This window comes from Mesorhizobium sp. M0159, from assembly GCF_040322295.1.
GTDB lineage: Bacteria > Pseudomonadota > Alphaproteobacteria > Rhizobiales > Rhizobiaceae > Mesorhizobium.
On record NZ_JAMYTF010000001.1, the window covers coordinates 109,123 to 129,246 of the forward strand.

The 20,124-nt window shown below is 63.1% G+C and carries 18 protein-coding genes; 8 read left to right on the forward strand and 10 right to left on the reverse strand.

The window, feature by feature from the left end:
- Positions 1–141: 141 nt before the first annotated feature.
- The 3 genes from NKJ32_RS00510 to htpX are packed head-to-tail and all read right to left on the reverse strand — an operon-like array spanning position 142 to position 2,824.
- Positions 142–1,488, reverse strand: a complete 1,347-nt coding sequence (locus tag NKJ32_RS00510) for an RsmB/NOP family class I SAM-dependent RNA methyltransferase (protein ID WP_352569507.1) — start codon at positions 1,486–1,488, stop codon at positions 142–144.
- Positions 1,485–1,817 (reverse strand): hypothetical protein, encoded by a 333-nt coding sequence (locus NKJ32_RS00515; RefSeq protein WP_352826636.1) that lies wholly within the window; start codon positions 1,815–1,817, stop codon positions 1,485–1,487. The genes NKJ32_RS00510 and NKJ32_RS00515 overlap by 4 nt, the downstream gene beginning before the upstream one ends.
- Positions 1,808–2,824: a zinc metalloprotease HtpX gene (htpX, locus tag NKJ32_RS00520; protein WP_352569508.1), complete on the reverse strand. Its 1,017-nt coding sequence runs from the start codon at positions 2,822–2,824 to the stop codon at positions 1,808–1,810. Before htpX ends, NKJ32_RS00515 begins: the two co-directional genes overlap by 10 nt.
- A 116-nt stretch (positions 2,825–2,940) precedes the next feature.
- Here htpX and NKJ32_RS00525 point away from each other — a divergent pair, with 116 nt between their 5' ends.
- The gene (locus tag NKJ32_RS00525; RefSeq protein WP_352451229.1) at positions 2,941–3,153 is read left to right on the forward strand and encodes a DUF1674 domain-containing protein; all 213 of its coding nucleotides are present in this window, start codon (positions 2,941–2,943) and stop codon (positions 3,151–3,153) included.
- Between the two features lie 17 nt (positions 3,154–3,170).
- Here NKJ32_RS00525 and NKJ32_RS00530 read toward each other — a convergent pair whose 3' ends face one another.
- Positions 3,171–3,842: an HAD-IA family hydrolase gene (locus NKJ32_RS00530; RefSeq protein WP_352569509.1), complete on the reverse strand. Its 672-nt coding sequence runs from the start codon at positions 3,840–3,842 to the stop codon at positions 3,171–3,173.
- 177 nt (positions 3,843–4,019) lie between these two features.
- On the opposite strand from NKJ32_RS00530, the gene NKJ32_RS00535 reads away from it, so the two are divergent.
- The 3 genes from NKJ32_RS00535 to NKJ32_RS00545 all read left to right on the forward strand — a co-directional run bounded on the left by NKJ32_RS00535 (position 4,020) and on the right by NKJ32_RS00545 (position 8,235).
- Positions 4,020–4,889 (forward strand): transglutaminase-like domain-containing protein, encoded by an 870-nt coding sequence (locus tag NKJ32_RS00535; RefSeq protein ID WP_352455019.1) that lies wholly within the window; start codon positions 4,020–4,022, stop codon positions 4,887–4,889.
- A 329-nt stretch (positions 4,890–5,218) separates the two neighbouring features.
- Positions 5,219–6,580, forward strand: coding sequence for a vWA domain-containing protein (locus tag NKJ32_RS00540; RefSeq protein ID WP_352569510.1), 1,362 nt, complete (start codon positions 5,219–5,221; stop codon positions 6,578–6,580).
- Between the two features lie 386 nt (positions 6,581–6,966).
- Complete coding sequence (locus NKJ32_RS00545) at positions 6,967–8,235, forward strand: class I SAM-dependent methyltransferase (RefSeq protein ID WP_352569511.1); 1,269 nt, start codon at positions 6,967–6,969, stop codon at positions 8,233–8,235.
- Here the strand turns inward: NKJ32_RS00545 and NKJ32_RS00550 are convergent, their stop codons facing one another.
- Positions 8,236–8,979, reverse strand: a complete 744-nt coding sequence (locus NKJ32_RS00550; RefSeq protein ID WP_352826637.1) for an MOSC domain-containing protein — start codon at positions 8,977–8,979, stop codon at positions 8,236–8,238.
- Complete coding sequence (gene acs, locus NKJ32_RS00555; protein WP_352754673.1) at positions 8,979–10,934, reverse strand: acetate--CoA ligase; 1,956 nt, start codon at positions 10,932–10,934, stop codon at positions 8,979–8,981. Before acs ends, NKJ32_RS00550 begins: the two co-directional genes overlap by 1 nt.
- 305 nt (positions 10,935–11,239) lie before the next feature.
- Between acs and NKJ32_RS00560 the strand changes: the two genes are divergently transcribed.
- Complete coding sequence (locus tag NKJ32_RS00560) at positions 11,240–11,512, forward strand: usg protein (RefSeq protein WP_023678111.1); 273 nt, start codon at positions 11,240–11,242, stop codon at positions 11,510–11,512.
- A gap of 45 nt (positions 11,513–11,557) precedes the next feature.
- On the opposite strand, the gene NKJ32_RS00565 is transcribed toward NKJ32_RS00560, so the two are convergent.
- Together NKJ32_RS00565 and NKJ32_RS00570 are read right to left on the reverse strand one after the other, a co-directional pair.
- The gene (locus tag NKJ32_RS00565; protein WP_352574608.1) at positions 11,558–12,592 is read right to left on the reverse strand and encodes an aldo/keto reductase; all 1,035 of its coding nucleotides are present in this window, start codon (positions 12,590–12,592) and stop codon (positions 11,558–11,560) included.
- A 56-nt stretch (positions 12,593–12,648) separates the two neighbouring features.
- Positions 12,649–13,830, reverse strand: coding sequence for an MFS transporter (locus tag NKJ32_RS00570; RefSeq protein ID WP_352569514.1), 1,182 nt, complete (start codon positions 13,828–13,830; stop codon positions 12,649–12,651).
- A gap of 137 nt (positions 13,831–13,967) precedes the next feature.
- Here NKJ32_RS00570 and NKJ32_RS00575 point away from each other — a divergent pair, with 137 nt between their 5' ends.
- Positions 13,968–14,876, forward strand: coding sequence for a LysR family transcriptional regulator (locus tag NKJ32_RS00575; protein WP_023678108.1), 909 nt, complete (start codon positions 13,968–13,970; stop codon positions 14,874–14,876).
- A 60-nt stretch (positions 14,877–14,936) separates the two neighbouring features.
- On the opposite strand, the gene NKJ32_RS00580 is transcribed toward NKJ32_RS00575, so the two are convergent.
- On the reverse strand, positions 14,937–15,986 hold the full coding sequence (locus NKJ32_RS00580; protein WP_023678107.1) for an aldo/keto reductase: 1,050 nt from the start codon (positions 15,984–15,986) through the stop codon (positions 14,937–14,939).
- A gap of 110 nt (positions 15,987–16,096) precedes the next feature.
- The gene (locus NKJ32_RS00585) at positions 16,097–16,759 is read right to left on the reverse strand and encodes a YggS family pyridoxal phosphate-dependent enzyme (RefSeq protein WP_023678106.1); all 663 of its coding nucleotides are present in this window, start codon (positions 16,757–16,759) and stop codon (positions 16,097–16,099) included.
- A 146-nt stretch (positions 16,760–16,905) separates the two neighbouring features.
- Between NKJ32_RS00585 and leuS the strand changes: the two genes are divergently transcribed.
- Positions 16,906–19,530 (forward strand): leucine--tRNA ligase, encoded by a 2,625-nt coding sequence (leuS, locus tag NKJ32_RS00590; protein WP_352826638.1) that lies wholly within the window; start codon positions 16,906–16,908, stop codon positions 19,528–19,530.
- On the forward strand, positions 19,517–20,098 hold the full coding sequence (locus tag NKJ32_RS00595; RefSeq protein ID WP_352826639.1) for an LPS assembly lipoprotein LptE: 582 nt from the start codon (positions 19,517–19,519) through the stop codon (positions 20,096–20,098). Before leuS ends, NKJ32_RS00595 begins: the two co-directional genes overlap by 14 nt.
- Positions 20,099–20,124: the final 26 nt, after the last annotated feature.

Sequence of the window (20,124 nt, forward strand, 5' to 3'; positions counted from 1 at the left end):
CTCCTGATCGTCCTCACCCAAGCACAAGTTTATATGATTCAAGAACTTGTGCGAAGGCGAATTCCGCGGCAGTGGGGCCGTTCAGCCTGTTTTCCATGCCTCCTCGCCCCAAGAAGCCGGACGGCGCTTCAAGATCGGCCCTTAGCCGGCTCTGCGCATGCGGGCGGCGAAGAAGCCGTCCAGCCCGGAGCGGCCCGGCGAGCCTAGCTCCAGATCGGCAGGCGTGGTGCGCAACGTGCCTTGCGGCGTCAGAAACGGGTCGATGCCGGCGATCTCACCCGGCCGAAGCGGGTCGTCGACAATCTCCGCATTGCCGGCGAGAAAGTCGCGATAGAGCTCTTCGCCTTCCATCGGATCGAGCGAACAGTTGGAAAAGACGATGCGTCCACCAGGCTTGACCAGGGTGACGGCGCGGGCAAGCAGCCGGCGTTGCAGGTCGGCCAGTTTTTCGACGTCGGCCGCCGTCTTCGTCCAGGGAACGTCGGGATGCCGCCGCACCGTGCCGGTCGAAGAGCAAGGTGGGTCGAGGAGGACGGCGTCGAAGAGGTCCTTCGGCTCGTATTTGAGCAGATCGGTCTGGACGATCTCGGCGGCCAGACCGAGCCGTTCGAGGTTCTGCGTCAGCCGTGCCAGCCGCGTTTTGGACATGTCGAGCGCGGTGACGTGGGCGCCGGCGAGGATCAGCTGGGCGGTCTTGCCGCCCGGCGCGGCACAGAGGTCGGCGATTCGCAAACCATTGATGTCGCCGAACAGCCGGGCCGGCAGGCTGGCCGCTGCATCCTGAACCCACCAGGCGCCTTCCCCAAAGCCGGGCAGTTCGGTCACGGAAGCGCTGAGCTTTTCCACCCGCACCGTGCCGGTCGGCAAGACAAAGCCGCCGAGCCGTTCGGCCCACAGCGCCGGGTCCGACTTGACCGAGAAATCGACCGGTGCCTCATGGCGATGGGCGAGCAGTATCTGCCTGGCCTTGTCGAGGCCGTAGACCGTTTTCAAACGGTCGGAAAACCATTTTGGCGCCTCGTCGGTAGCGGCAAGTGCTGCCGCGAGCTCGTCCTGCTTGGCCCGCGCCAGCGTGCGCAGCACGCCATTGACGAGGCCGGAAAAGCGCGCCGTGCGCGGATCGGACTTGGCGTGTGTCACGGCGAGGTCGACGGCGGCGCTGTCGGGAACATCGAGGAACAGGATCTGCGCTGCCGCCACATGCAAAATGTGCGAAAGCGCCGTGGCGTTGGGCGGCAGCGGCTTTTCCAGGCGACGGGCCAAAAGGCCTGATATGGTCATGCGGTAGCGCAGGGCGGTGACCAGAATGGCGCGCACCAAGGCGCGGTCGCGCAGGTCGAGCGCCTTGTATTGTGGATGGCCGTTTTCATGGTCGGTCAGCCCGTCGAGCGGCGTTTTCGCGTCAATGACGGCGGCAAGCAGGCGCGCAGCTGCCTTGCGCGCGGCGAGACCGCGAGCTTCTGAAGCCTCACTGTGAGTTGGCCTCATTGTGTCGGCGATCGGTTGACTAGTTTAAATATGGCGCTGACAAAATCTTCTTTGCTTCCTAGGGGGGAGATCACCTGAATGTAGTCTTTCTCAACCGTGCCGACATAGTCCGCGACTTGCTTTGGAGATGCACCATCCCCGACAAGTCGGACGATGTGGCGAAGATAGGTGTCATATTCATCTTCAGGAAGTGGGCGAAAGCCCAGGTCACTTGATGTTGCTATGCTCGCCATCGGTATTCCGATAGGGTTCCAGTGCCTTGCACAAAGATCGCGCATTTCCGCCAGCGAGATCCCGCCTTTTTTGTCTGTCGCGCTCGTCACGACCACGGACCTTTGGGTCCGGTCGGATTGCGTCCCCAGGGATTGGGTCTCGGCTTGGCCGGCTCAGGCGGCCTCTCGGGCCGCACGGCCCTGTCCCACGGACCAGACGGCTGCTGCCCGGTCCCTTCCGGCGCCGGCCTTGGCGTCGCGGCCTCTTCGGGTGCGCCGGCCATTTCGCTCGCCATCCTCTGCAACGCGGCGATGCGGTTTTCTGTGCTCGGGTGAGTGGAAAACAAACTGTCCATGCGCTCGCCGGAAAGAGGATTGATGATGAAGAGATGGGCGGTTGCCGGATTGCGCTCGGCATCCGGGTTGCGGATGCGTTCGGCGCCCCGCGCGATCTTGTCAAGTGCCGAGGCGAGCCACAGCGGGTGTCCACAGATTTCGGCACCGCGCCGGTCGGCCTCATATTCGCGGGTGCGGCTCACCGCCATCTGCACGATCATGGCGGCCAGGGGCGCGACTATCATCGCCACCAGCACGCCGACGATGCCAAAGGAATTGTTATTGTCGCGGTTGCCGCCGAAAAAGAAGGCGAAATTGCCGAGCATCGAAATTGCGCCGGCAAAGGTGGCGACGATCGTCATGGTCAGCGTATCGCGGTGCTGCACATGGGCGAGCTCGTGTGCCATCACCGCCGCGACTTCTTCATGCGATAGCCGCTCGAGCAGGCCGGTGCTGGCGGCGACAGCGGCATTTTGCGGATTGCGGCCGGTGGCGAAGGCATTGGGCTGCGGATTGTCGATGAGATAGGTTCTCGGCATCGGCAGGCCGGCACGTTGCGCGAGACCCTTCACGATGGCGTAATATTCAGGCGCGTTGCGTTCGTCGACTTCGATCGCACGGTGCATCGACAGCACCATCTTGTCGGCGTTCCAATAGCTGAACAAATTGGTGCCGGCGGCGATCAGCAAGGCAATCATCATGCCGCCGGATCCGCCGATGAGATAGCCGACGCCCATGAACAGGGCCGTCATTGCGGCCAAAAGCATGGCGGTGCGAAGGGTGTTCATCGTCTGCTCCATTTTGGCCCAACAAAGGGGTCGATCCTTGTGGGCCCATCGCTATATGATGGGAAACAGCGGTTCCCGTTTCAATCGGGGCCTGTTTCAATCTAGCGGAAGATCGCATGATCGACAAAACCAGCCAAACGCATGCTAACGGCTCGCCGCAAAAGCCGCTGACCCCGGCAGCCAGGCGCGCCTTGGTCGAGGCCGAGGCCCGGCGGGAGAAATATCGCGAGCAGGAAGCCACGCTGCCGAGGGAGATCGGCGGGCGCGGCGGCAAGGAGCCTGGCCGCTATGGCGACTGGGAGGTCAAGGGCCTGACCAGCGACTTTTAGCGCAAGCAGGGTGCTAGTTAAGCAGGCTGTGCGGTCCGTTCCGCTTCGATGGCAATCCAGCCGTTGTCATCGACGGCGATGCCGATCGCGCCATAGCCGGTGATGGCGGCATGCGGCGTCTCCAACGGATGCCGGTGCGTGGCGCTGATCACCACGATTGCAGCGCCCGCGGCTTCGGCCGCCGCTATGCCGGCCGGCGCGTCCTCGAAGACGAGGCAGTCGCCCACATCGACGCCGAGCCGTTCGGCCGCCAGCCGGAAGCAGTCGGGCGCCGGCTTGCCGCGCGATACATCCTCCGCCGCAACAATCACGGCGGGAGCCGGAATACCCGCGGCCTGCAGGCGCAGCAGGGCGAGCTCGCGCGGTGCCGAAGTGGCGATCGCCCAGCTTCCAGGCGGCAGCGACGCCAGGAAGGCCGCGGCGCCGGCAATCGGGCGAATGCCCTCGACATCGGCCGCCTCGGCCTGCAAAAGCGAATCGGCTTCGCGGGCAGGATCGACGCCTGGGAGCGCCAGCCGGCCGATGGTCTCGATCGCCCGCACGCCGTGGATGGTCGGCAGGAATGCGGCGACATCAAGACCTTGCCGATGCGCCCACGCTGCCCAGACCCTTTCCGCCGCGGCGATCGAATTGAGAATCGTGCCGTCCATATCGAACAGGAAGGCCGCGAATTTTCTGCCTGCAAACATCGGTTTCCCGGGGTTATCTTGGAGGGATTATTTCGAAAGACGCGTGTCAATCGACCGTAACGTTGCCGCGTCCGTATGGGAAGCCGCGAGGCGTCGTTTTTGACGACCACAAGGAACCGCCACGCACTGTCCCGCGTTGATCGGCACTATCTTCCATGACGATCGTAGGGGAGGGCGATGCTGATTCGGCTCGGCTATGAAATTGCCATTGAATGCGTTGCAGCAACGCCGGTCGTTTCATTGCTCGATATCCACAGGGATCGCCAGGCCGACATCAAGCGGCAGACGCGCGTGCTGACCTCGCCGTCGGTCCCGACCAGGGTCTACCACGACCTTTTCGGCAATAGCTGCCGCCGCTTCACGGCGCCGGCCGGAAGCTTTCGCATCCTCTATGACGCGGTGGTCGAGGACAGCGGCGAGACGGACGAAGTCAACACGCTGGCGAGAGAAGTCCCGGTTGCCGAATTGCCGGACGAGGTGCTCGGCTATCTGCTCGGCAGCCGTTACTGCGAGACCGACCATCTCGGCGACCTGGCCTGGCAACTTTTCGGCCAGCTTCCGCCGGGCTGGGCGCGGGTGCAGGCCATCGTCGACTATGTCCACAACCGCCTGTCCTTTGGCTACGGCTATGCGCGCTCGACCCGCACGGCGGCGCAGGCGCATGAGGAACGCGTCGGCGTCTGCCGCGACTTTGCCCATCTGGCGATCACGCTCTGCCGCTGCATGAACATCCCGGCCCGCTACGTGAACGGCTATCTCGGCGATATCGGCGTGCCCGCCGATCCGGCGCCGATGGATTTCTCGGCGTGGGTGGAAGTGTTCCTCGACGGCAGGTGGTACACTTTCGATCCTCGCCACAATGTGCCGAGGATCGGCCGCGTCGTCATCGCCCGCGGCCGCGACGCCACCGACGTGCCGCTGCTGCACAGTTTTGGCCCGCATCGGCTCACCCTGTTCAAGGTCTGGACGCACGAGCAGGAAGGTAATCTGTTCAAGCCGCCTTGTCGTGGCGTCGACAAGACGGTCAGCGCACGGATGCTGGCCTAGTCTTTCGGGACACATTCACAGTCCGTGTTTCCATTTCCCGCCACCGCGATCGTGCTGAACCGGTTCGATACATCTCGTCTGTACCGGATTGGGACGCAGTCCAGTCGTCCTGAATTGCGAGCCTGTTCGTGGTAAGCGCTTTGTCAACAAAGCCGTGCCGGCGCAGCTTTCGTTTACCCGCTGTTTACCCTGCCGCCGCTCGAAACCGTTTGGAAACAATGACCTGATCGCGGGCCGGTCGCTTTCCCGGGCCTGGCGGCGCGATCCGGCCGGATTCCTGCAATGCACGTTCGGACAGCTGCAGGCTGTAGCGAATGGAGGCGGAAGGAATGCGGCGTTTCGGGGGTCTTGTTCAGACGATCGGCGGCTTTGCCGGGGATCGCAGCGGAAATTTCGCGGTCCTGTTTGGGATAATCGGCTCAGTGCTGGCACTGAGTGTCGGCTTTGCGGTCAACGTGCCCCAACTCTACAATGTAAAATCGAGCCTGCAAGGCGTGGTCGATGCAGCGGTCACCTCGACGGCCCGCGACCTGACAACCGGCGTCATCAGCGAGGCCGACGCCAGCAAATCGGTGCAGGCCTTTCTCGATGCCAACAGCACGGCGGGTATCCTCCAGGACAACCAGATCGTCCTCGACAATCTGGTTGTCGACAGGACAGCCAAGACTGTCCAGGCGGACGTCCATGTCAACGTCAACTACTATTTCCCGCTTTTCAGCACGGTTGGCATGCAACGCGTCCCCGCATCGACGACGGCGCTCTATTCGGACAAGCAGATCGAAGTCGCGATGATGCTGGACGTGACCGGGTCGATGGCCGGCCAGAAAATCATCGATCTACGGGCGGCCGCGGCGAATGCTGTCGACAGCTTCCTGGGCGGCCAGGACCCCTCCAAGCCACGTGTGCGGGTTGCCATCGTGCCTTATGCCAATTCGGTGAATGCAGGTACACTTGCCGCCAGCAGCGTCTATGTGGAAACCACCGCCAGTCAACGCAAACAGGCGCCGGCCAATGACGCCGTGCAGTATGTCTCGGGCTTTATCCGTCCCGATAATTGCGCCACCGAGCGCAAGGGGATCTATCAATATTCGGACGCAGGCCCCGACGCCAGCATGGTCAACCGCGACTACCTGCTGTCGTCCTTCGCCTGGCAGACCGGCACCGCCGCCTGCCCGATCGCCGCGCTGATGCCGCTGACAGCGGATGCGACGGCGCTCAAGACGGTCATCAAGAATTTCGTCGCCTCCGGCGGCACCGCCGGCCATATCGGCGTGCAGTGGACCTGGTACATGCTTTCGGAAAACTGGGGCAGTGTGATGAAAGCCTCGGAACGGCCGGCCAAGATGGATCCAAAGAAGGTTGCCAAGATCGCGATCCTGATGACCGATGGCGAATTCAACCTGTCCTACTTCGATGCGAGCACGGTCAGCGACGTCTACAATGACGCCGGCAAGGAGCCGACCCGCACGGCCGCCAAGAAACTTTGCGCTGCCATGCGCGACAAGGGCATCGAGGTCTTCACCATTGGGTTTGACCTAAACGAAACGAATGCCAAGGCGACGCTCCAGGATTGCGCGAGCCCGGACACCGCCAAGATCAAGCACTTTTATCAGGCGGCCAATGGAACGGAACTCAACCAGGCTTTCCAGGATATAGCGCGCAACGTCGAGATGTTAACCGTAACCAAATAGGGACAACAGCCCAAAAAGGAAAAGGCCGCCGCTTCTCGCGAAGCCGGCGGCCTTCCGTGTTTCCGTCCATGGCGCGGCTCCTGGCGGCGACCCTGGTCGCCAGCCGCGCATCTCGCGCCTTAGCGGGAAGACTGCTTCCCGAAAGTGCGATCCGCTGAGGCCACGTTCTGGAAAACGAAATCACTCGACATCGGATCACCTCCTTTCGATTTGTTGAACACTCCCTCATGATGGGGTGTCATCCGGCAAATGGCAAGGCGCGGCACCCGAAAATCCTGAACAAGCCTGCTTGTGCACTCGGGCGGCTTGCGGCCGGCCGATCGGGCAGGCAAGATCGAGCCGCTATTGTTCCGGGCCACTATTTTGCCGGGTAAGGGAGGACGGGGATGGAGGCAGCCGAGAGAGCGGCCCGGATTGTTCGGACGGTCATCGAGACGCTGAAGCCGGGTTTTGCGGTGAGGCTGTGGACAGGCGAGCGGATCGGCCCGGCTGCCGGCCCGGTGCTCACCATCAACGACCAGGACATCGTCTGGCAGATCGTACGTCGGCCCTCTTTATCGACGCTGATCGAGATGTGGATTGCCAAGGCGGTCGACGTCGAAGACGGATCGCTGTTCGATTTCTACGCCTTGCCCACGCACGGCAAGCTCAGGACGAAGCTCAAGACATTGCCGAAGCTGGCGATCCTGCGCGACCTGCCGGCGGTGCTGTTTTCGCGAAAACAGATGACGACGCGAACCGATCTTTCCGGCCGCAATCCTTTCGTCAGCGGTTCGAGCAAGGAGGCGATCCAGCATCATTACGACATTTCCAACGCATTCTACCGGCTCTTCCTCGACGAGCGCATGGTCTATAGCTGCGGCTACTTCAAGGATTTCGCCAACGATATCGATCAGGCCCAGAGAGACAAGCTCGACCATATCTGCCGCAAGCTTCGGCTGAAGCCCGGCGATAGATTGCTCGACATCGGCTGCGGCTGGGGAGCGATGCTCATCCATGCGGTGAAGAATTATGGCGTCGTCGGCCACGGCGTTTCGCTATCGGAAGCACAGACCGAGCTCGCCCGTGAACGCATCCGCGCCGAGGGGCTGGAGGACCGCATCACCATCGAGATAAAGTCCTATGCCGAGCTGTCCGGCTCCTTCGACAAGATCTCGTCGATCGGCATGTTCGAGCATCTGGGGCTTGCCAACCATGCGGCCTATTTCTCGAGGATCCATCGCCTGCTCAAGCCGGGCGGCATCTATCTGCACCACGCCATCACCCGGCGCGACAAGGGCAGCTTGAAGAAGACGCTGCGCAAGGGGCCGGAATTCAAGGCGCTGATCAAATACATTTTTCCGGGCGGCGAACTCGATACGATCGGCATGACGCTCGGCAATCTCGAGGCGCACGGCTTCCTCGTCTACGACGTCGAAAATTTGCGCGAGCACTATGCGCGCACCTGCAGGCTATGGGCCGAGCGCCTCCACGCACGCTTCGACGAAGCTATCGCCGAGGTCGGCGAAGCCAAGGCGCGGCTCTGGCTGCTTTATCTCACCGGCTGCTCGATTACCTTCGAACGCGCCTCGGCGCAGGTTTTCCAGACCGTCGCCACAAGGCGCGCGCGTGGGCCGAGCGGCCTGCCGCCGACGCGGGCGGATTTGTACCGATAGCTACAGGAGGCGCATCGTGGCGCCGATCTCGACGCGGGCCGGTCGATCGACGGTGCAGTAGACGCCGAGGTTATGGGCGTTGTGGCGGACCAGGCTGCGCAGGATTGCCGGGTCGTGGTCGAACCCGTCCTGGCCAATGATGGTGAAGCCGCAGCGGCGGCACGGCTCGGAGATGGTCAGGAGCAGGTCGCCGATCGCCAGCTTGCGCCCGATCCATTCCGTCTCGGGGAACGACCCCTCGACCTCCGGCACATCGACGACGATGTTGGGGCGGAAGCGGCGCGCGTCGGCGGTGCCCTTTGGATGCAGCACTTTCAAACGCGCCAGTGAGGCGGTGGTCAGCAGATGAATAGGGGCTTTGACGTAGCGTTCCGTCAGCAGAGGGCCGGCGTAATCCGGAGCCGCATTTTCCCGACGGAACGGCCGGATGGAAGCCGCAAAGCCGAGATAGGCGCAAATGGCGCGATCACTTTGCGCGCCAGGTGCCGAAAGCCAGCGTCCGTCGGGGATGGCGACCTCCAGCCTGCCGGCCTGCGACAGCCGGGTGCGGATGCGGGGCACCTTGTGCCATTTCGCTTCGCGGTCGGGCCGTGCGATTTCATCGGTCGAGGTATCGACAAGACCAAACAGGCGGTCGCCTTCGACGGTATGCCAGTCGACGGAGATCGCCTGCTGAAACTCGCCGGCGAGCGAGCTCGCGGGATAGCGCCAAAGCTCGGTGACGGCGCCCAATGCGGGTTGCATCAGCCCTTCTTGTTTTGCCGGTTGGCGATAAGGTCGTCGACGACCGCCGGATCGGCCAGCGTCGAGGTATCGCCGAGCGCGGCAAAATCATCCTCGGCGATCTTGCGCAGGATGCGTCGCATGATCTTGCCGGAACGGGTCTTCGGCAGGCCGGGCGCGAACTGGATCTTGTCGGGCGAAGCGATGGCGCCGATCTCCTTGCGGACATGGGCGACGAGTTCCTGGCGCAATTCCTCGCTTGGCGTTTCGCCGGCCATCAGCGTGACATAGCAGTAGATGCCCTGGCCCTTGATATCGTGCGGGTAGCCGACGACGGCGGCCTCCGAGACCTTCTCATGCGAAACCAGCGCCGATTCGACCTCGGCGGTGCCCATGCGGTGGCCGGAGACGTTGATGACGTCGTCGACGCGGCCGGTGATCCAGTAGTAGCCGTCAGCATCGCGGCGGCAGCCGTCGCCGGTGAAGTATCTGCCCTTGTAGGTCGAGAAATAGGTCTGCACGAAGCGGTCGTGATCGCCATAGACGGTGCGCGTCTGGCCCGGCCATGAGTCGGCAATACAAAGATTGCCGCTGGCTTCGCCTTCGAGCACCTTGCCGTCGGTATCGACCAGCTGCGGCTTGACGCCAAAGAAGGGCCGCGTCGCTGAACCCGCCTTGAGGTGGGTGGCGCCCGGAACCGGCGTGATCATGATGCCGCCGGTCTCGGTCTGCCACCAGGTATCGACGATCGGCACCTTGCCGTTGCCTACGACTTTGAAATACCACTCCCAGGCTTCCGGATTGATCGGCTCACCGACGGTGCCGAGCACGCGCAGCGACTTGCGCGACGTTTTGGTGACATGGGCATCGCCGGCGCCCATCAGCGCGCGCAACGCCGTCGGCGCCGTGTAGAAGATGTTGACCTTGTGCTTGTCGATCACGTCCCAGAAACGCGACTGCGACGGGTAGTTCGGCACGCCTTCGAACATCAGCGTGGTGGCGCCGTTGGCGAGCGGCCCGTAGACGATGTAGCTGTGGCCGGTGACCCAGCCGACATCGGCGGTGCACCAGTAGATATCGCCGTCATGATAGTCGAAGACATATTGGTGGGTCATCGAGACATAGACGAGATAGCCGGCGGTGGTGTGCAGCACACCTTTCGGCTTGCCGGTCGAGCCGGATGTGTAGAGGATGAACAACGGGTCCTCGGCGTTCATCTTCTCGGGCTTGCATTCGGCCTTAACCGTCGCGACCTCGTCATGGTACCAGACGTCGCGCCCGGCGGCCCAGCCGGTCTTGCCGCCAGTGCGGCGCACTACCAAGACCTTTTCGACTTTCGTTCCGGCCTTGGCGGCGATCTCGATCGCCTTGTCCGTGTTCTCCTTTAGCGGGATCGGCTTGCCGCCGCGCAGGCCTTCGTCGGCGGTGATGACGAAGGTCGACTTGCAGTCATCGATGCGTCCGGCCAGCGCATCCGGCGAAAAGCCGCCGAAGACGACCGAATGAATGGCGCCGATGCGCGTGCAGGCGAGCATCGCATAAGCGGCCTCCGGGATCATCGGCATGTAGATGGTTACGCGGTCGCCCTTCTTGACGCCGTGCTTTTTCATCACATTGGCGAGGCGGCAGACATGCGCGTAAAGCTCGTTATAGGTGATCTTCCTGTCGTCGTAGGGATTGTCGCCTTCCCAGATGATGGCGGTCTGTTCGCCGCGCTTCTTCAGATGCCGGTCGATGCAGTTCCAGGAAACGTTGGTCTGGCCATCCTCGAACCATTTGATTGAGACCTGGCCGTCGAAGGACGTGTTCTTGACCTTGCTGTACGGCTTGAACCAGTCGATGCGCTTGCCGTGCTTGCCCCAGAACTTGTCCGGGTTCTTGACGCTGTCGGCGTACCATTTCAGGTAGGTGTCATTGTCAATCAGCGCGTTCTTCTTCCACGCCGGCTGGACGCGATGGACATGAACATCGGACATTTCTTCGCCTTCCTCCCCAAAACCAAACCGCCGGCTTGACCGCCGGCAGGATCGCAGCGATGCGGCCGCGAATTCGCGCGCATTATTAACAGTTCGGCCGCGACGGCAACATTAGACGTTGGATTCGCGCGGCGGGATGCCGCAGGCGCCTTACCAGGCGGTGTCAGCACTCTCGTGAGTCGGCTGCTAAGCGCATGTTTTTGCGGAAGTAATCTGGTTCGATCATAGAAATATCAATAGACGATTAAGCAAATGGGGTGCACAATTTCAGCCTGGGAGGAAGGAGAATCAACCAGGGGACCGCAATGCGCGACCATTCCGAAATGGACCTGATGCTCAAGGGCTATGGCTTGACCACGGCCAAGATTCTTTATCACTTTCCAGATCATCCGCATCTGCTGCAGAGCTTCATCTGGCAGGATTACGACATCGCCCCGAAATTTCCCGTGCTGATCCGTTTCATCGAGTTCTGGAAGGCCAAGCTCGAAGGCCCGCTGCATTCGGTCAGCTACACGCACCAGAAGCTGATCGCGCCGAACGAATGGCGCAAGGTCGACGGCGAGTTCGTTCTGCATTAGCCGGGCGGGCGGCAGCCTGGGAGCCGCCGCCCAGCTTTTGGAGCGTCAGACTGCGGGCGGGTTCAGCCGGGCAAAACCCTCCTGCCGGCGATAGGGAAAATACGGATAGGGTGCGGTGACCTCACTTGCCGTGTCGAGCTTCTTCATCTGCTCGGCTGTCAACGACCAGCCGACGGCGCCGAGATTCTGGCGCAACTGCTCCTCGTTGCGCGCGCCGACGATGACGGAGGCGACGGTCGGCCGCTGCAGCAGCCAATTGATGGCGATCTGCGGTATGGTCTTGCCGGTTTCCTCGGCGACAACATCAAGCGCGTCGACGACCCGATAGAGATGCTCATCCTCGACGGGCGGTCCGAAGCTTGCCGTGTCGTGCAGCCGGCTTTTCTCAGGCAGCTTCTGGCCACGGCGGATCTTGCCGGTCAGGCGGCCCCAGCCGAGCGGGCTCCACACCAGCGCACCGACACCCTGGTCGAGGCCGAGCGGCATCAACTCCCATTCATAGTCGCGTCCGACCAGCGAGTAATAGACCTGATGGGCGACGTATCGGGGATAGCCGTATCTGCCCGCCAGGCCGAGCGATTTCATCACTTGCCAGCCGGAAAAATTGGAGACGCCGACATAACGCAGTTTGCCGGCGCGCACGAGACTGTCCAGTGTCGACAGCACCTCCTCGATCGGTGTTGCTGCGTCGAAGGCGTGCAGTTGCAGCAGGTCGATGTAGTCGGTGCCAAGGCGCCCCAGCGCGTCTTCGACGGCCTTGATCAGGCGTGAACGTGACGATCCGGCATCGTTGGGACCGTCGCCCATCGGCAGCGAGGTCTTGGTCGAGATCAGCACGGCGTCGCGGCGGCCCTTGATGGCAGCGCCGAGCACTTGTTCGGAAGCGCCATTCGAATAGACGTCGGCGGTGTCGAACAGGTTGACGCCGGCCTCAAGGCAGATGTCGACCAGCCGCCGTGCTTCCGTCGCATCGCTGTTGCCCCAGGCGCCGAACAGCGGGCCTGAACCGCCGAAGGTTCCAGCGCCGAACGAGAGCGCCGGGACCTTCAGGCCTGATGCGCCAAGATTTCGATAATCCATGGGTTTGCTCCTTGTGGAAGGATGGCTGTTTCAAAGATTGGTTGAGGTTTGCCGTTCTATGACCGCGCGATTTCCGGTGTGGCGAGGACAGGATCTCGGTCGAGGCGCAGCGCAAACGCCGCCACGGCAAGCGCTGAAAGCGGCAACAGGGCCGCGACCCAGGTGACGGCATCGAGGCCGGGACCATGGGCGATGACCACGCCGCCGAGCCAGGCGCCGGCAGCATTGCCGAGGTTGAAGGCGGCGATGTTGAAGGATGAGGCGAGGCTCTGGCCGGCGCCTTGTGCCTTCTGCAACACCCATAACTGTAGCGGCGCGACGGTGGCGAAGGCGGCGGCGCCGAGCAGGCCGACATAGATAACGGCCATGACCTGGCTGTGCAGGGCGAAGGTCATGGTGCCGAGCACCATCGCCAGGACGACGAGACTGCCGAGAACGGACGGTACCAACCAGCGGTCGGCGAACTTGCCGCCGGCGAGGTTGCCGGCAATGAGGCCGCCGCCGAAGACCAGCAGGATCGGCGACACCGCTGCTTCATCAAAACCGGTGATCTCGGTCAGCAACGGGGCGATGTAGGTGAAGACGGCGAAGACGCCGGCATAGCCAAGCACGGTGGTAGCAAAGCCAAGCAGGACCGGCGTGCGGCCGAGCACGGCGAGATCGGCGCGCAAATTGCTCTTCTCAGGCTCTGTTCGGCTGCCCGGCACCAGCAGCAGAATGATGGTAAAGGCGGCGATGCCGACCAGGGTCACCGCCCAGAAGGTCGCGCGCCAGCCGAAGGCTTGGCCGAGCCATGTGCCGAAGGGCACGCCGAGGATGTTGGCGATGGTCAGGCCGGTGAACATCAGGGCGATCGCCGAGGCTTTCTTGTTGGGCGCCACCAGTCCGGTCGCCACGACCGAGCCGACGCCGAAGAAGGTGCCGTGGGCGAAGGCGGTCAGTACGCGCGCACCCATCAGCGTCCAGTAGTCTGGGGCAAGCGCACAAGCGAGGTTGCCCAGCGTGAAGATCGCCATCAGCGCCAGAAGCACGGTTTTGCGCGGCCAACGGCCGGTTGCGATCGTCAGCAGCGGCGCGCCGATGACAACGCCCAGCGCATAGCCGGAAATCAGCTGGCCGGCAGCCGAGATCGAGACGTCGAGATCGGTGCTGACGTCGAGCAGCAGGCCCATGATGACGAATTCGGTGACGCCGATGCCGAACGCACCGGCGGCAAGAGCGTAAAGAGCAAGGGGCATGGCGGTTCCCACTTCGATGACGACCAGTTTTGACGACGGGCGCCGTGTCCTCCCACGCCCCGATCCGGAAGATCGTGCCGCGATGTGCTGTGAACCAGCCTTGCATCGGGCACATCGTCTGTGAAATAGATTCACCAATGGCCAGGCCCGACATCAATCGCTCCGGCGAGATCGAAGTGTTCGTCCGCGTCGTCGAGGCGGGCAGCTTTTCAGCCGCTGCCCGCGCGTTGCGGATGACGCCGTCGGCGGTGAGCAAGCTGATCGCGCGGCTGGAGGCGCGGCTTGGTGCGCGGCTGGTCAGCCGTTCGACGCGCAAGCTGCAACTGACGCCGGAGGGGGCGGCGTTCTTCGACAGCGGCGTGCGCGTCCTGGCCGACATGGCGGCGGCCGAGCGCGAGGCAGCGGCGGGTGCCGCGCCGCGTGGCCGGCTGCGGATCAACAGCTACGTGCCTTTCGGGCAGCATCGGCTGATCCCGCTTTTGCCGCGTTTCCTAGAACGCTACCCCGAAATCTCGGTCGATCTGGTGTTGACCGACGATGTCATCGACCTGATGGAGGAGCGCGCTGACGTCGCCATCCGCGCCGGACCGCTCGGCGAATCACGGCTGGTGGCGCGCAAGCTCGGGCAGAGCCGGGTGGTCGTCGTTGCGGCGCCATCGTATCTCGAAGCGCGTGGCACGCCCAAGACGCCCGCCGATCTCGATCGTCACAACCGGATGGGCTTCCGTTTCGTACGTCACCTCGAGGGCTGGCCTTTTATCGACGCGGCCGGCAAGCCGATCACCCTGTCGATCATCGGAAATACGCTAGTCAGCGACGGCGAGGCGATGCGGCTGATGGCGCTCTCGGGGGCGGGCCTCGCCCGGCTGGCACGCTGGCATGTGGAGGCCGACATTGCCGCCGGCCGGCTTCTGCCGCTGCTGGAAGAGTTCAACCCCGGCGACGAGGAACTCACCCACGCCGTCTATGTCGGCCAAGGCAAGCATTTGCCGGCGCGGGTGCGGGCGTTTTTGGACTTTTTGGTCGAGACGGTCCGGCTGACCTGAGCCCAAAAAAGATCGGGAGCCTGCCGGCTCCCGAAGCATCGAATCGAAGGTGAGATTGAGTTACGTTTTCGGCACAACGGGCGCCGGACGCCGGCCGGCAGCCTGACGTTCCAGCATCCAGCCGGGGTATTCGGCGGGCAGGGCACTGACTTCGTCGAGGCGAACGAGATCATCGGCATCGAGCTTCAACTCGGTGGCTGCAAGGTTCTGTTCCAGCTGCTCCATGCGGCTGGCGCCGATGATGACGCTCATCACGAATGGCTTGGCCAGGACATAGCCGAGCGCCACCGTGGCGACGCTGACGCCGTGCTTGACGGCGATCTCGCGCATGACGGCGACTGCTGCCCAGGCACGGTCCTCATTGACCGGCGGGAAATTGAAGCTGGCGCGGCGGCCCTCGCCATTGCCGGGGGCGCCCGGTCCGTATTTGCCGGAGAGCAGGCCGCCAGCCATCGGCGACCAGACCATCAGCCCGAGCTTCTCCTCGTTGAGCAGCGGCACGATTTCGCGCTCGAGATCGCGGCCGGCGATCGAGTAGTACGACTGCACGGTCTCGAAGCGGGCAAATCCCTTGCGCTCGGCAATACCCAGCGCCTTGGCAACGCGCCAGGCCTGCCAGTTCGAGACGCCGACATAGCGGACCGTGCCGGCGGCAACGAGGTCGTCGAGCGCCCGCAGTGTCTCGTCGATCGGCGTCACCGTGTCGGTGCCGTGCAGCTGGTAGAGATCGATGTGATCGAGCTGCAGCCGCTCGAGGCTGCCTTCGACCGAATCCATGATGTGGCCGCGCGAGGAACCACGCTGGTTCGGGCCCCCGCCCATGGCGCCATGGACCTTGGTGGCGATGATCACGTCCTGTCGGTTGACGCCAAGATTCCTGAGCGACTGGCCGAGAAGCCGTTCCGAGGCGCCGAAGGAATAGACATCCGCCGTGTCGAAGAAATTGACGCCGGCGGCGAGCGAGCGGGCAACGATCTCGTCGACGCCCTTCTGGTCGAGGCTGGCGATCAGGCCCCATTGGGCATTCTCGCCGGCCGCGCCGAACGTCATCGTGCCGAGGCAAAGTTCGGAGACGAACATCCCCGTATTTCCAAGTTGATTGTAACGCATGGGTGGCTCCAGACGGGTTGAGAATAACTCGACCCATATAGGAACGAAACGTTCCGTTTCTATACGCTGGCGCAGTCAATGTCAGCCTGTGGCCTAAGGTCGGCTGCGCCTCATCTGGCGCCGAAAATTGCCGATCCAACCCTGACACTGGTCGCGCCGAAGGCGATCGCGGTTTCGTAGTCGCCGGACATGCCCATGGAGAGCTTGTCGACGCCGGCCTCAAGCCCAAGCTTTTCCAGCAGCGCGAAATGCGGACCGGGGTTCTCGTCGGCCGGCGGAATGCACATCAGCCCTTCGATGGCGAGGGCGTGAACCGAGCGGCAGCGGGCCACGAAGGCGACAGCCTCGCGCGGCTCGATGCCGGCCTTTTGCGGCTCGGAGCCGGTGTTGACCTGGACATAGAGCCTTGGTGACCGGCCTTGCCTGGCGATCTCCTTGGCCAGCTCTGCGGCGATCTTTTCACGGTCGACGGTTTCGATGACATCGAACAATGCCACCGCTTCCTTGGCCTTGTTCGATTGCAGCGGACCGATCAGATGCAGCTCGATGTCGGAAAATGCCTCCTTCAGCACCGGCCATTTCGCTTGTGCTTCCTGGACGCGGTTTTCGCCGAAGACGCGCTGGCCGGCCTCGATAATCGGGCGGATATCGGCGGCGTCGAAGGTTTTCGAGACTGCGACCAGCGTCACCGCTCCGGCCTCACGGCCTGCCTCGCGCTCGGCGGCAGCGATCCTTGCCTTGACCGTGAAAAGCTGTTCGACGGCGCTCGCCATGCCTATATCCTGCCTGTGTTTGGCTTTTCGCCGGATCGCCGCAGTTGACGGGTCCGGCAATCCATGGTGAACACCGCGACGACATTTCCTGAGCCGCCCGGGCATTGTCCGGCGGCTCGCGCATGCTTTTAAGTGAAAAACACCCGATGGCAACCGAACGATACAATCCGCGCGCGTCAGAGCCCAAATGGCAGAACGCCTGGGACGCCAAGAAGCTGTTCGAAGCCGACAATGACGACCCGCGCCCGAAATACTACGTGCTGGAGATGTTCCCGTATCCGTCGGGGCGCATCCATATCGGCCATACCCGCAACTATACGATGGGCGACGTGGTGGCGCGCTACAAGCGGGCCAAGGGTTTCAACGTGCTGCACCCGATGGGCTGGGACGCCTTTGGCATGCCAGCCGAAAACGCGGCGATGCAGAACAAGGTCCATCCCAAGGACTGGACCTATCAGAACATCGCCGCCATGCGCGAGCAGCTCAAGGTCATGGGCCTGTCGCTCGATTGGGCCCGCGAGTTCGCCACCTGCGACGTCGACTACTATCACCGCCAGCAGATGCTGTTCCTCGATTTCGTCGAGAAGGGGCTGGTGACGCGCAAATCCTCCAAGGTCAACTGGGATCCGGAGGACATGACGGTGCTTGCCAACGAGCAGGTCATCGACGGACGCGGCTGGCGCTCAGGCGCGCTGGTGGAACAGCGCGAGCTGACGCAGTGGTTCTTCAAGATCACCGATTACGCGCAGGATCTGCTGGATTCGCTCGACCAACTCGACGACTGGCCGGAAAAAGTGAAGCTGATGCAGGCGAACTGGATCGGCCGTTCGGAAGGGCTGCTGATCCGCTGGCCGCTGGCCAAGCCAGTCGCCGGCGAGCATGAGCTCGAAGTCTATACGACCAGGCCCGACACCATCTTCGGCGCGTCCTTCATGGCGATTGCGGCCGACCATCCGCTGGCCAAAAAGGCCGCCGAGGACAATCCGGCGCTGGCAAAGTTCATCGACGAAGTCCGCCATATGGGCACTTCGGCGGCGGCATTGGAGACGGCCGAGAAGAAGGGTTTCGATACCGGCATTCGCGTTGTCCATCCGTTCGACGAGAGGTGGACGCTGCCCGTCTACGTCGCCAATTTCGTGCTGATGGACTATGGCACCGGCGCCATCTTCGGCTGCCCGGCACATGACCAGCGCGACCTCGACTTCGCCAACAGATACGGCCTTCCGGTCATTCCGGTGGTGATGCCGGAAGGCGAGAATCAAGGAAGCTTCCAGGTCATCGACGAGGCTTATGTCGATGATGGCGCGATGATCAATTCGCGCTTCCTCGACGGCATGAAGCCGGATCAGGCATTCGACGAGGTGGCGAAGCTGCTGGAACAAAGGACCATCGGCAACCGGCCGATGGCCGAGCGCAAGGTGAATTTCCGCCTGCGCGACTGGGGCATTTCGCGCCAGCGCTATTGGGGCTGCCCGATCCCGATGATCCATTGCGAGGATTGCGGCGTGGTGCCGGTGCCGAAGGCCGACCTGCCGGTCAAGCTGCCGGACGACATCGAGTTCGACCGGCCGGGCAATCCGCTCGATCGCCATCCGACATGGCGGCACGTCAAATGCCCGCGTTGCGGCAAGGATGCGCGGCGCGAAACCGACACGATGGACACATTTGTCGATTCTTCTTGGTATTTCGCTCGCTTCACCGCGCCGTGGGCAAACGATCCGACCGATCCCAAGGCCGCGACTGAATGGCTGCCGGTCGACCAGTATATTGGCGGCATTGAGCATGCGATCCTGCATTTGCTCTATTCGCGCTTTTTCACCCGCGCCATGCGCGAGACCGGCCATGTCGATCTCGCCGAGCCGTTCAGGGGCCTGTTCACGCAAGGCATGGTGGTGCACGAGACCTATCGGGTTGGCGGCGCCTCGAACGGCCGCTGGCTTGCGCCTAGCGAGGTCAGGCTGGAAGACGCCGACGGCAAGCGCCGCGCCTTCGAAATCGCCACCGGCGAAGAGGCGGTGATCGGTCCGCTCGAAAAAATGTCGAAGTCGAAGAAGAATACGGTGAGTCCGGAAGAGATCACCGACGGCTACGGCGCCGATACGGCGCGCTGGTTCATGCTGTCGGACTCGCCGCCCGAGCGCGATGTCGAATGGACCGACGAGGGTGCGGCCGGCGCGCATCGCTTCATCCAGCGCATCTGGCGCCTGGTGTCGACGGCTGCCGAATCGCTCGCCGGAGTCCGGCCAGAGGCGGCGAAGGACGGCGAGGCCGGGACAGTGTCCAAGGCCGCGCACAAGATCTTGAAGTCGGTCGGCGAGGATATCGAAAAGCTCGCCTTCAACCGCGCCATCGCCCGCATCTACGAGCTCGCCAATGCCTTGACCGTACCGCTCAACGAGGCGGCAGAGGGCAGGGCCGGTCCGGCGCTGCAAGCGGCCTGCCGTGAGGCCGTCGAGATCCTGGTGCACCTGATCGCGCCGGTCATGCCGCATCTGGCCGAGGAGTGCTGGCAGACGCTCGGCGGCACCGACCTTGTCGCCGGACGGCCCTGGCCGGATTACGATCGCTCGCTTGTCGTCGACGCCGAGATCGTGCTGCCGGTCCAGGTCAACGGCAAGAAACGCGGCGATTTGACAATTGCCCGTGACGCGGATCAAGGTGCGGTCGAAAAGGCGGTTCTGGCTCTCGACTTCGTGCAGAAAGCGCTCGAAGGTAAGGCGCCGCGCAAGGTGATCATAGTGCCGCAGAGGATCGTCAATGTCGTTGCCTGATCCGCGAAAGACAGAGTTGACGCTGCGCCGTATCGTGCTTTACGGGCTGCTCGCCTCGGTGGCGCTGGTTTCCGCCTGCACGGTGCGGCCGCTCTATTCGAGCGCGCCGCTGATCGCCGGCTCGCAGGTCGGCGCTGCTGCCGAACTGGCATCGATCTCGGTCAAGCCGGTCAAGACCCGCTACGCCCAGCAGGTCCGCAACAATTTGATCTTCGCGCTCGGCCAGGGCGCCGGCGAGCCGGCTTCGCCGGTCTATTCGCTTGATCTCGGCGTCTCCGAACTCGTCGAATCGGCGGCAATCGAGCAGGTCACGACCGACGAAGACGAGCCGACCGCCGGCACTGTGACGCTGACTGCCAACTATGTGCTCAGCGATGCCAAGACGGGCACGGTCATAGCGAGGGGCAAGCGCTCGATTCCGTCGTCATACGACAGGCCGCGCCAGGAATTCGCGTCATACCGGGCCCAGATCGACGCCGAGAACCGTGCGGCGCGCGAGCTGGCAGATGTGCTGCGGCTGTCGATTGCCCAGGATCTGATCAAGCACGGCAAGCCGGCGGCAAGCTAGGTCTTTCCAGAGTGCGCAATCTGCAA

Excerpts from the sequence above, each read along its gene's own strand:
- NKJ32_RS00510 (WP_352569507.1), bottom strand. The coding sequence starts at position 1,488 with ATGAGGCCAACTCACAGTGAGGCTTCAGAAGCTCGCGGTCTCGCCGCG.
- htpX (WP_352569508.1), bottom strand. The coding sequence starts at position 2,824 with ATGAACACCCTTCGCACCGCCATGCTTTTGGCCGCAATGACGGCCCTG.
- NKJ32_RS00525 (WP_352451229.1), top strand. The coding sequence starts at position 2,941 with ATGATCGACAAAACCAGCCAAACGCATGCTAACGGCTCGCCGCAAAAG.
- NKJ32_RS00530 (WP_352569509.1), bottom strand. The coding sequence starts at position 3,842 with ATGTTTGCAGGCAGAAAATTCGCGGCCTTCCTGTTCGATATGGACGGC.
- NKJ32_RS00535 (WP_352455019.1), top strand. The coding sequence starts at position 4,020 with ATGCTGATTCGGCTCGGCTATGAAATTGCCATTGAATGCGTTGCAGCA.
- NKJ32_RS00540 (WP_352569510.1), top strand. The coding sequence starts at position 5,219 with ATGCGGCGTTTCGGGGGTCTTGTTCAGACGATCGGCGGCTTTGCCGGG.
- NKJ32_RS00545 (WP_352569511.1), top strand. The coding sequence starts at position 6,967 with ATGGAGGCAGCCGAGAGAGCGGCCCGGATTGTTCGGACGGTCATCGAG.
- NKJ32_RS00550 (WP_352826637.1), bottom strand. The coding sequence starts at position 8,979 with ATGCAACCCGCATTGGGCGCCGTCACCGAGCTTTGGCGCTATCCCGCG.
- acs (WP_352754673.1), bottom strand. The coding sequence starts at position 10,934 with ATGTCCGATGTTCATGTCCATCGCGTCCAGCCGGCGTGGAAGAAGAAC.
- NKJ32_RS00560 (WP_023678111.1), top strand. The coding sequence starts at position 11,240 with ATGCGCGACCATTCCGAAATGGACCTGATGCTCAAGGGCTATGGCTTG.
- NKJ32_RS00565 (WP_352574608.1), bottom strand. The coding sequence starts at position 12,592 with ATGGATTATCGAAATCTTGGCGCATCAGGCCTGAAGGTCCCGGCGCTC.
- NKJ32_RS00570 (WP_352569514.1), bottom strand. The coding sequence starts at position 13,830 with ATGCCCCTTGCTCTTTACGCTCTTGCCGCCGGTGCGTTCGGCATCGGC.
- NKJ32_RS00575 (WP_023678108.1), top strand. The coding sequence starts at position 13,968 with ATGGCCAGGCCCGACATCAATCGCTCCGGCGAGATCGAAGTGTTCGTC.
- NKJ32_RS00580 (WP_023678107.1), bottom strand. The coding sequence starts at position 15,986 with ATGCGTTACAATCAACTTGGAAATACGGGGATGTTCGTCTCCGAACTT.
- NKJ32_RS00585 (WP_023678106.1), bottom strand. The coding sequence starts at position 16,759 with ATGGCGAGCGCCGTCGAACAGCTTTTCACGGTCAAGGCAAGGATCGCT.
- leuS (WP_352826638.1), top strand. The coding sequence starts at position 16,906 with ATGGCAACCGAACGATACAATCCGCGCGCGTCAGAGCCCAAATGGCAG.
- NKJ32_RS00595 (WP_352826639.1), top strand. The coding sequence starts at position 19,517 with ATGTCGTTGCCTGATCCGCGAAAGACAGAGTTGACGCTGCGCCGTATC.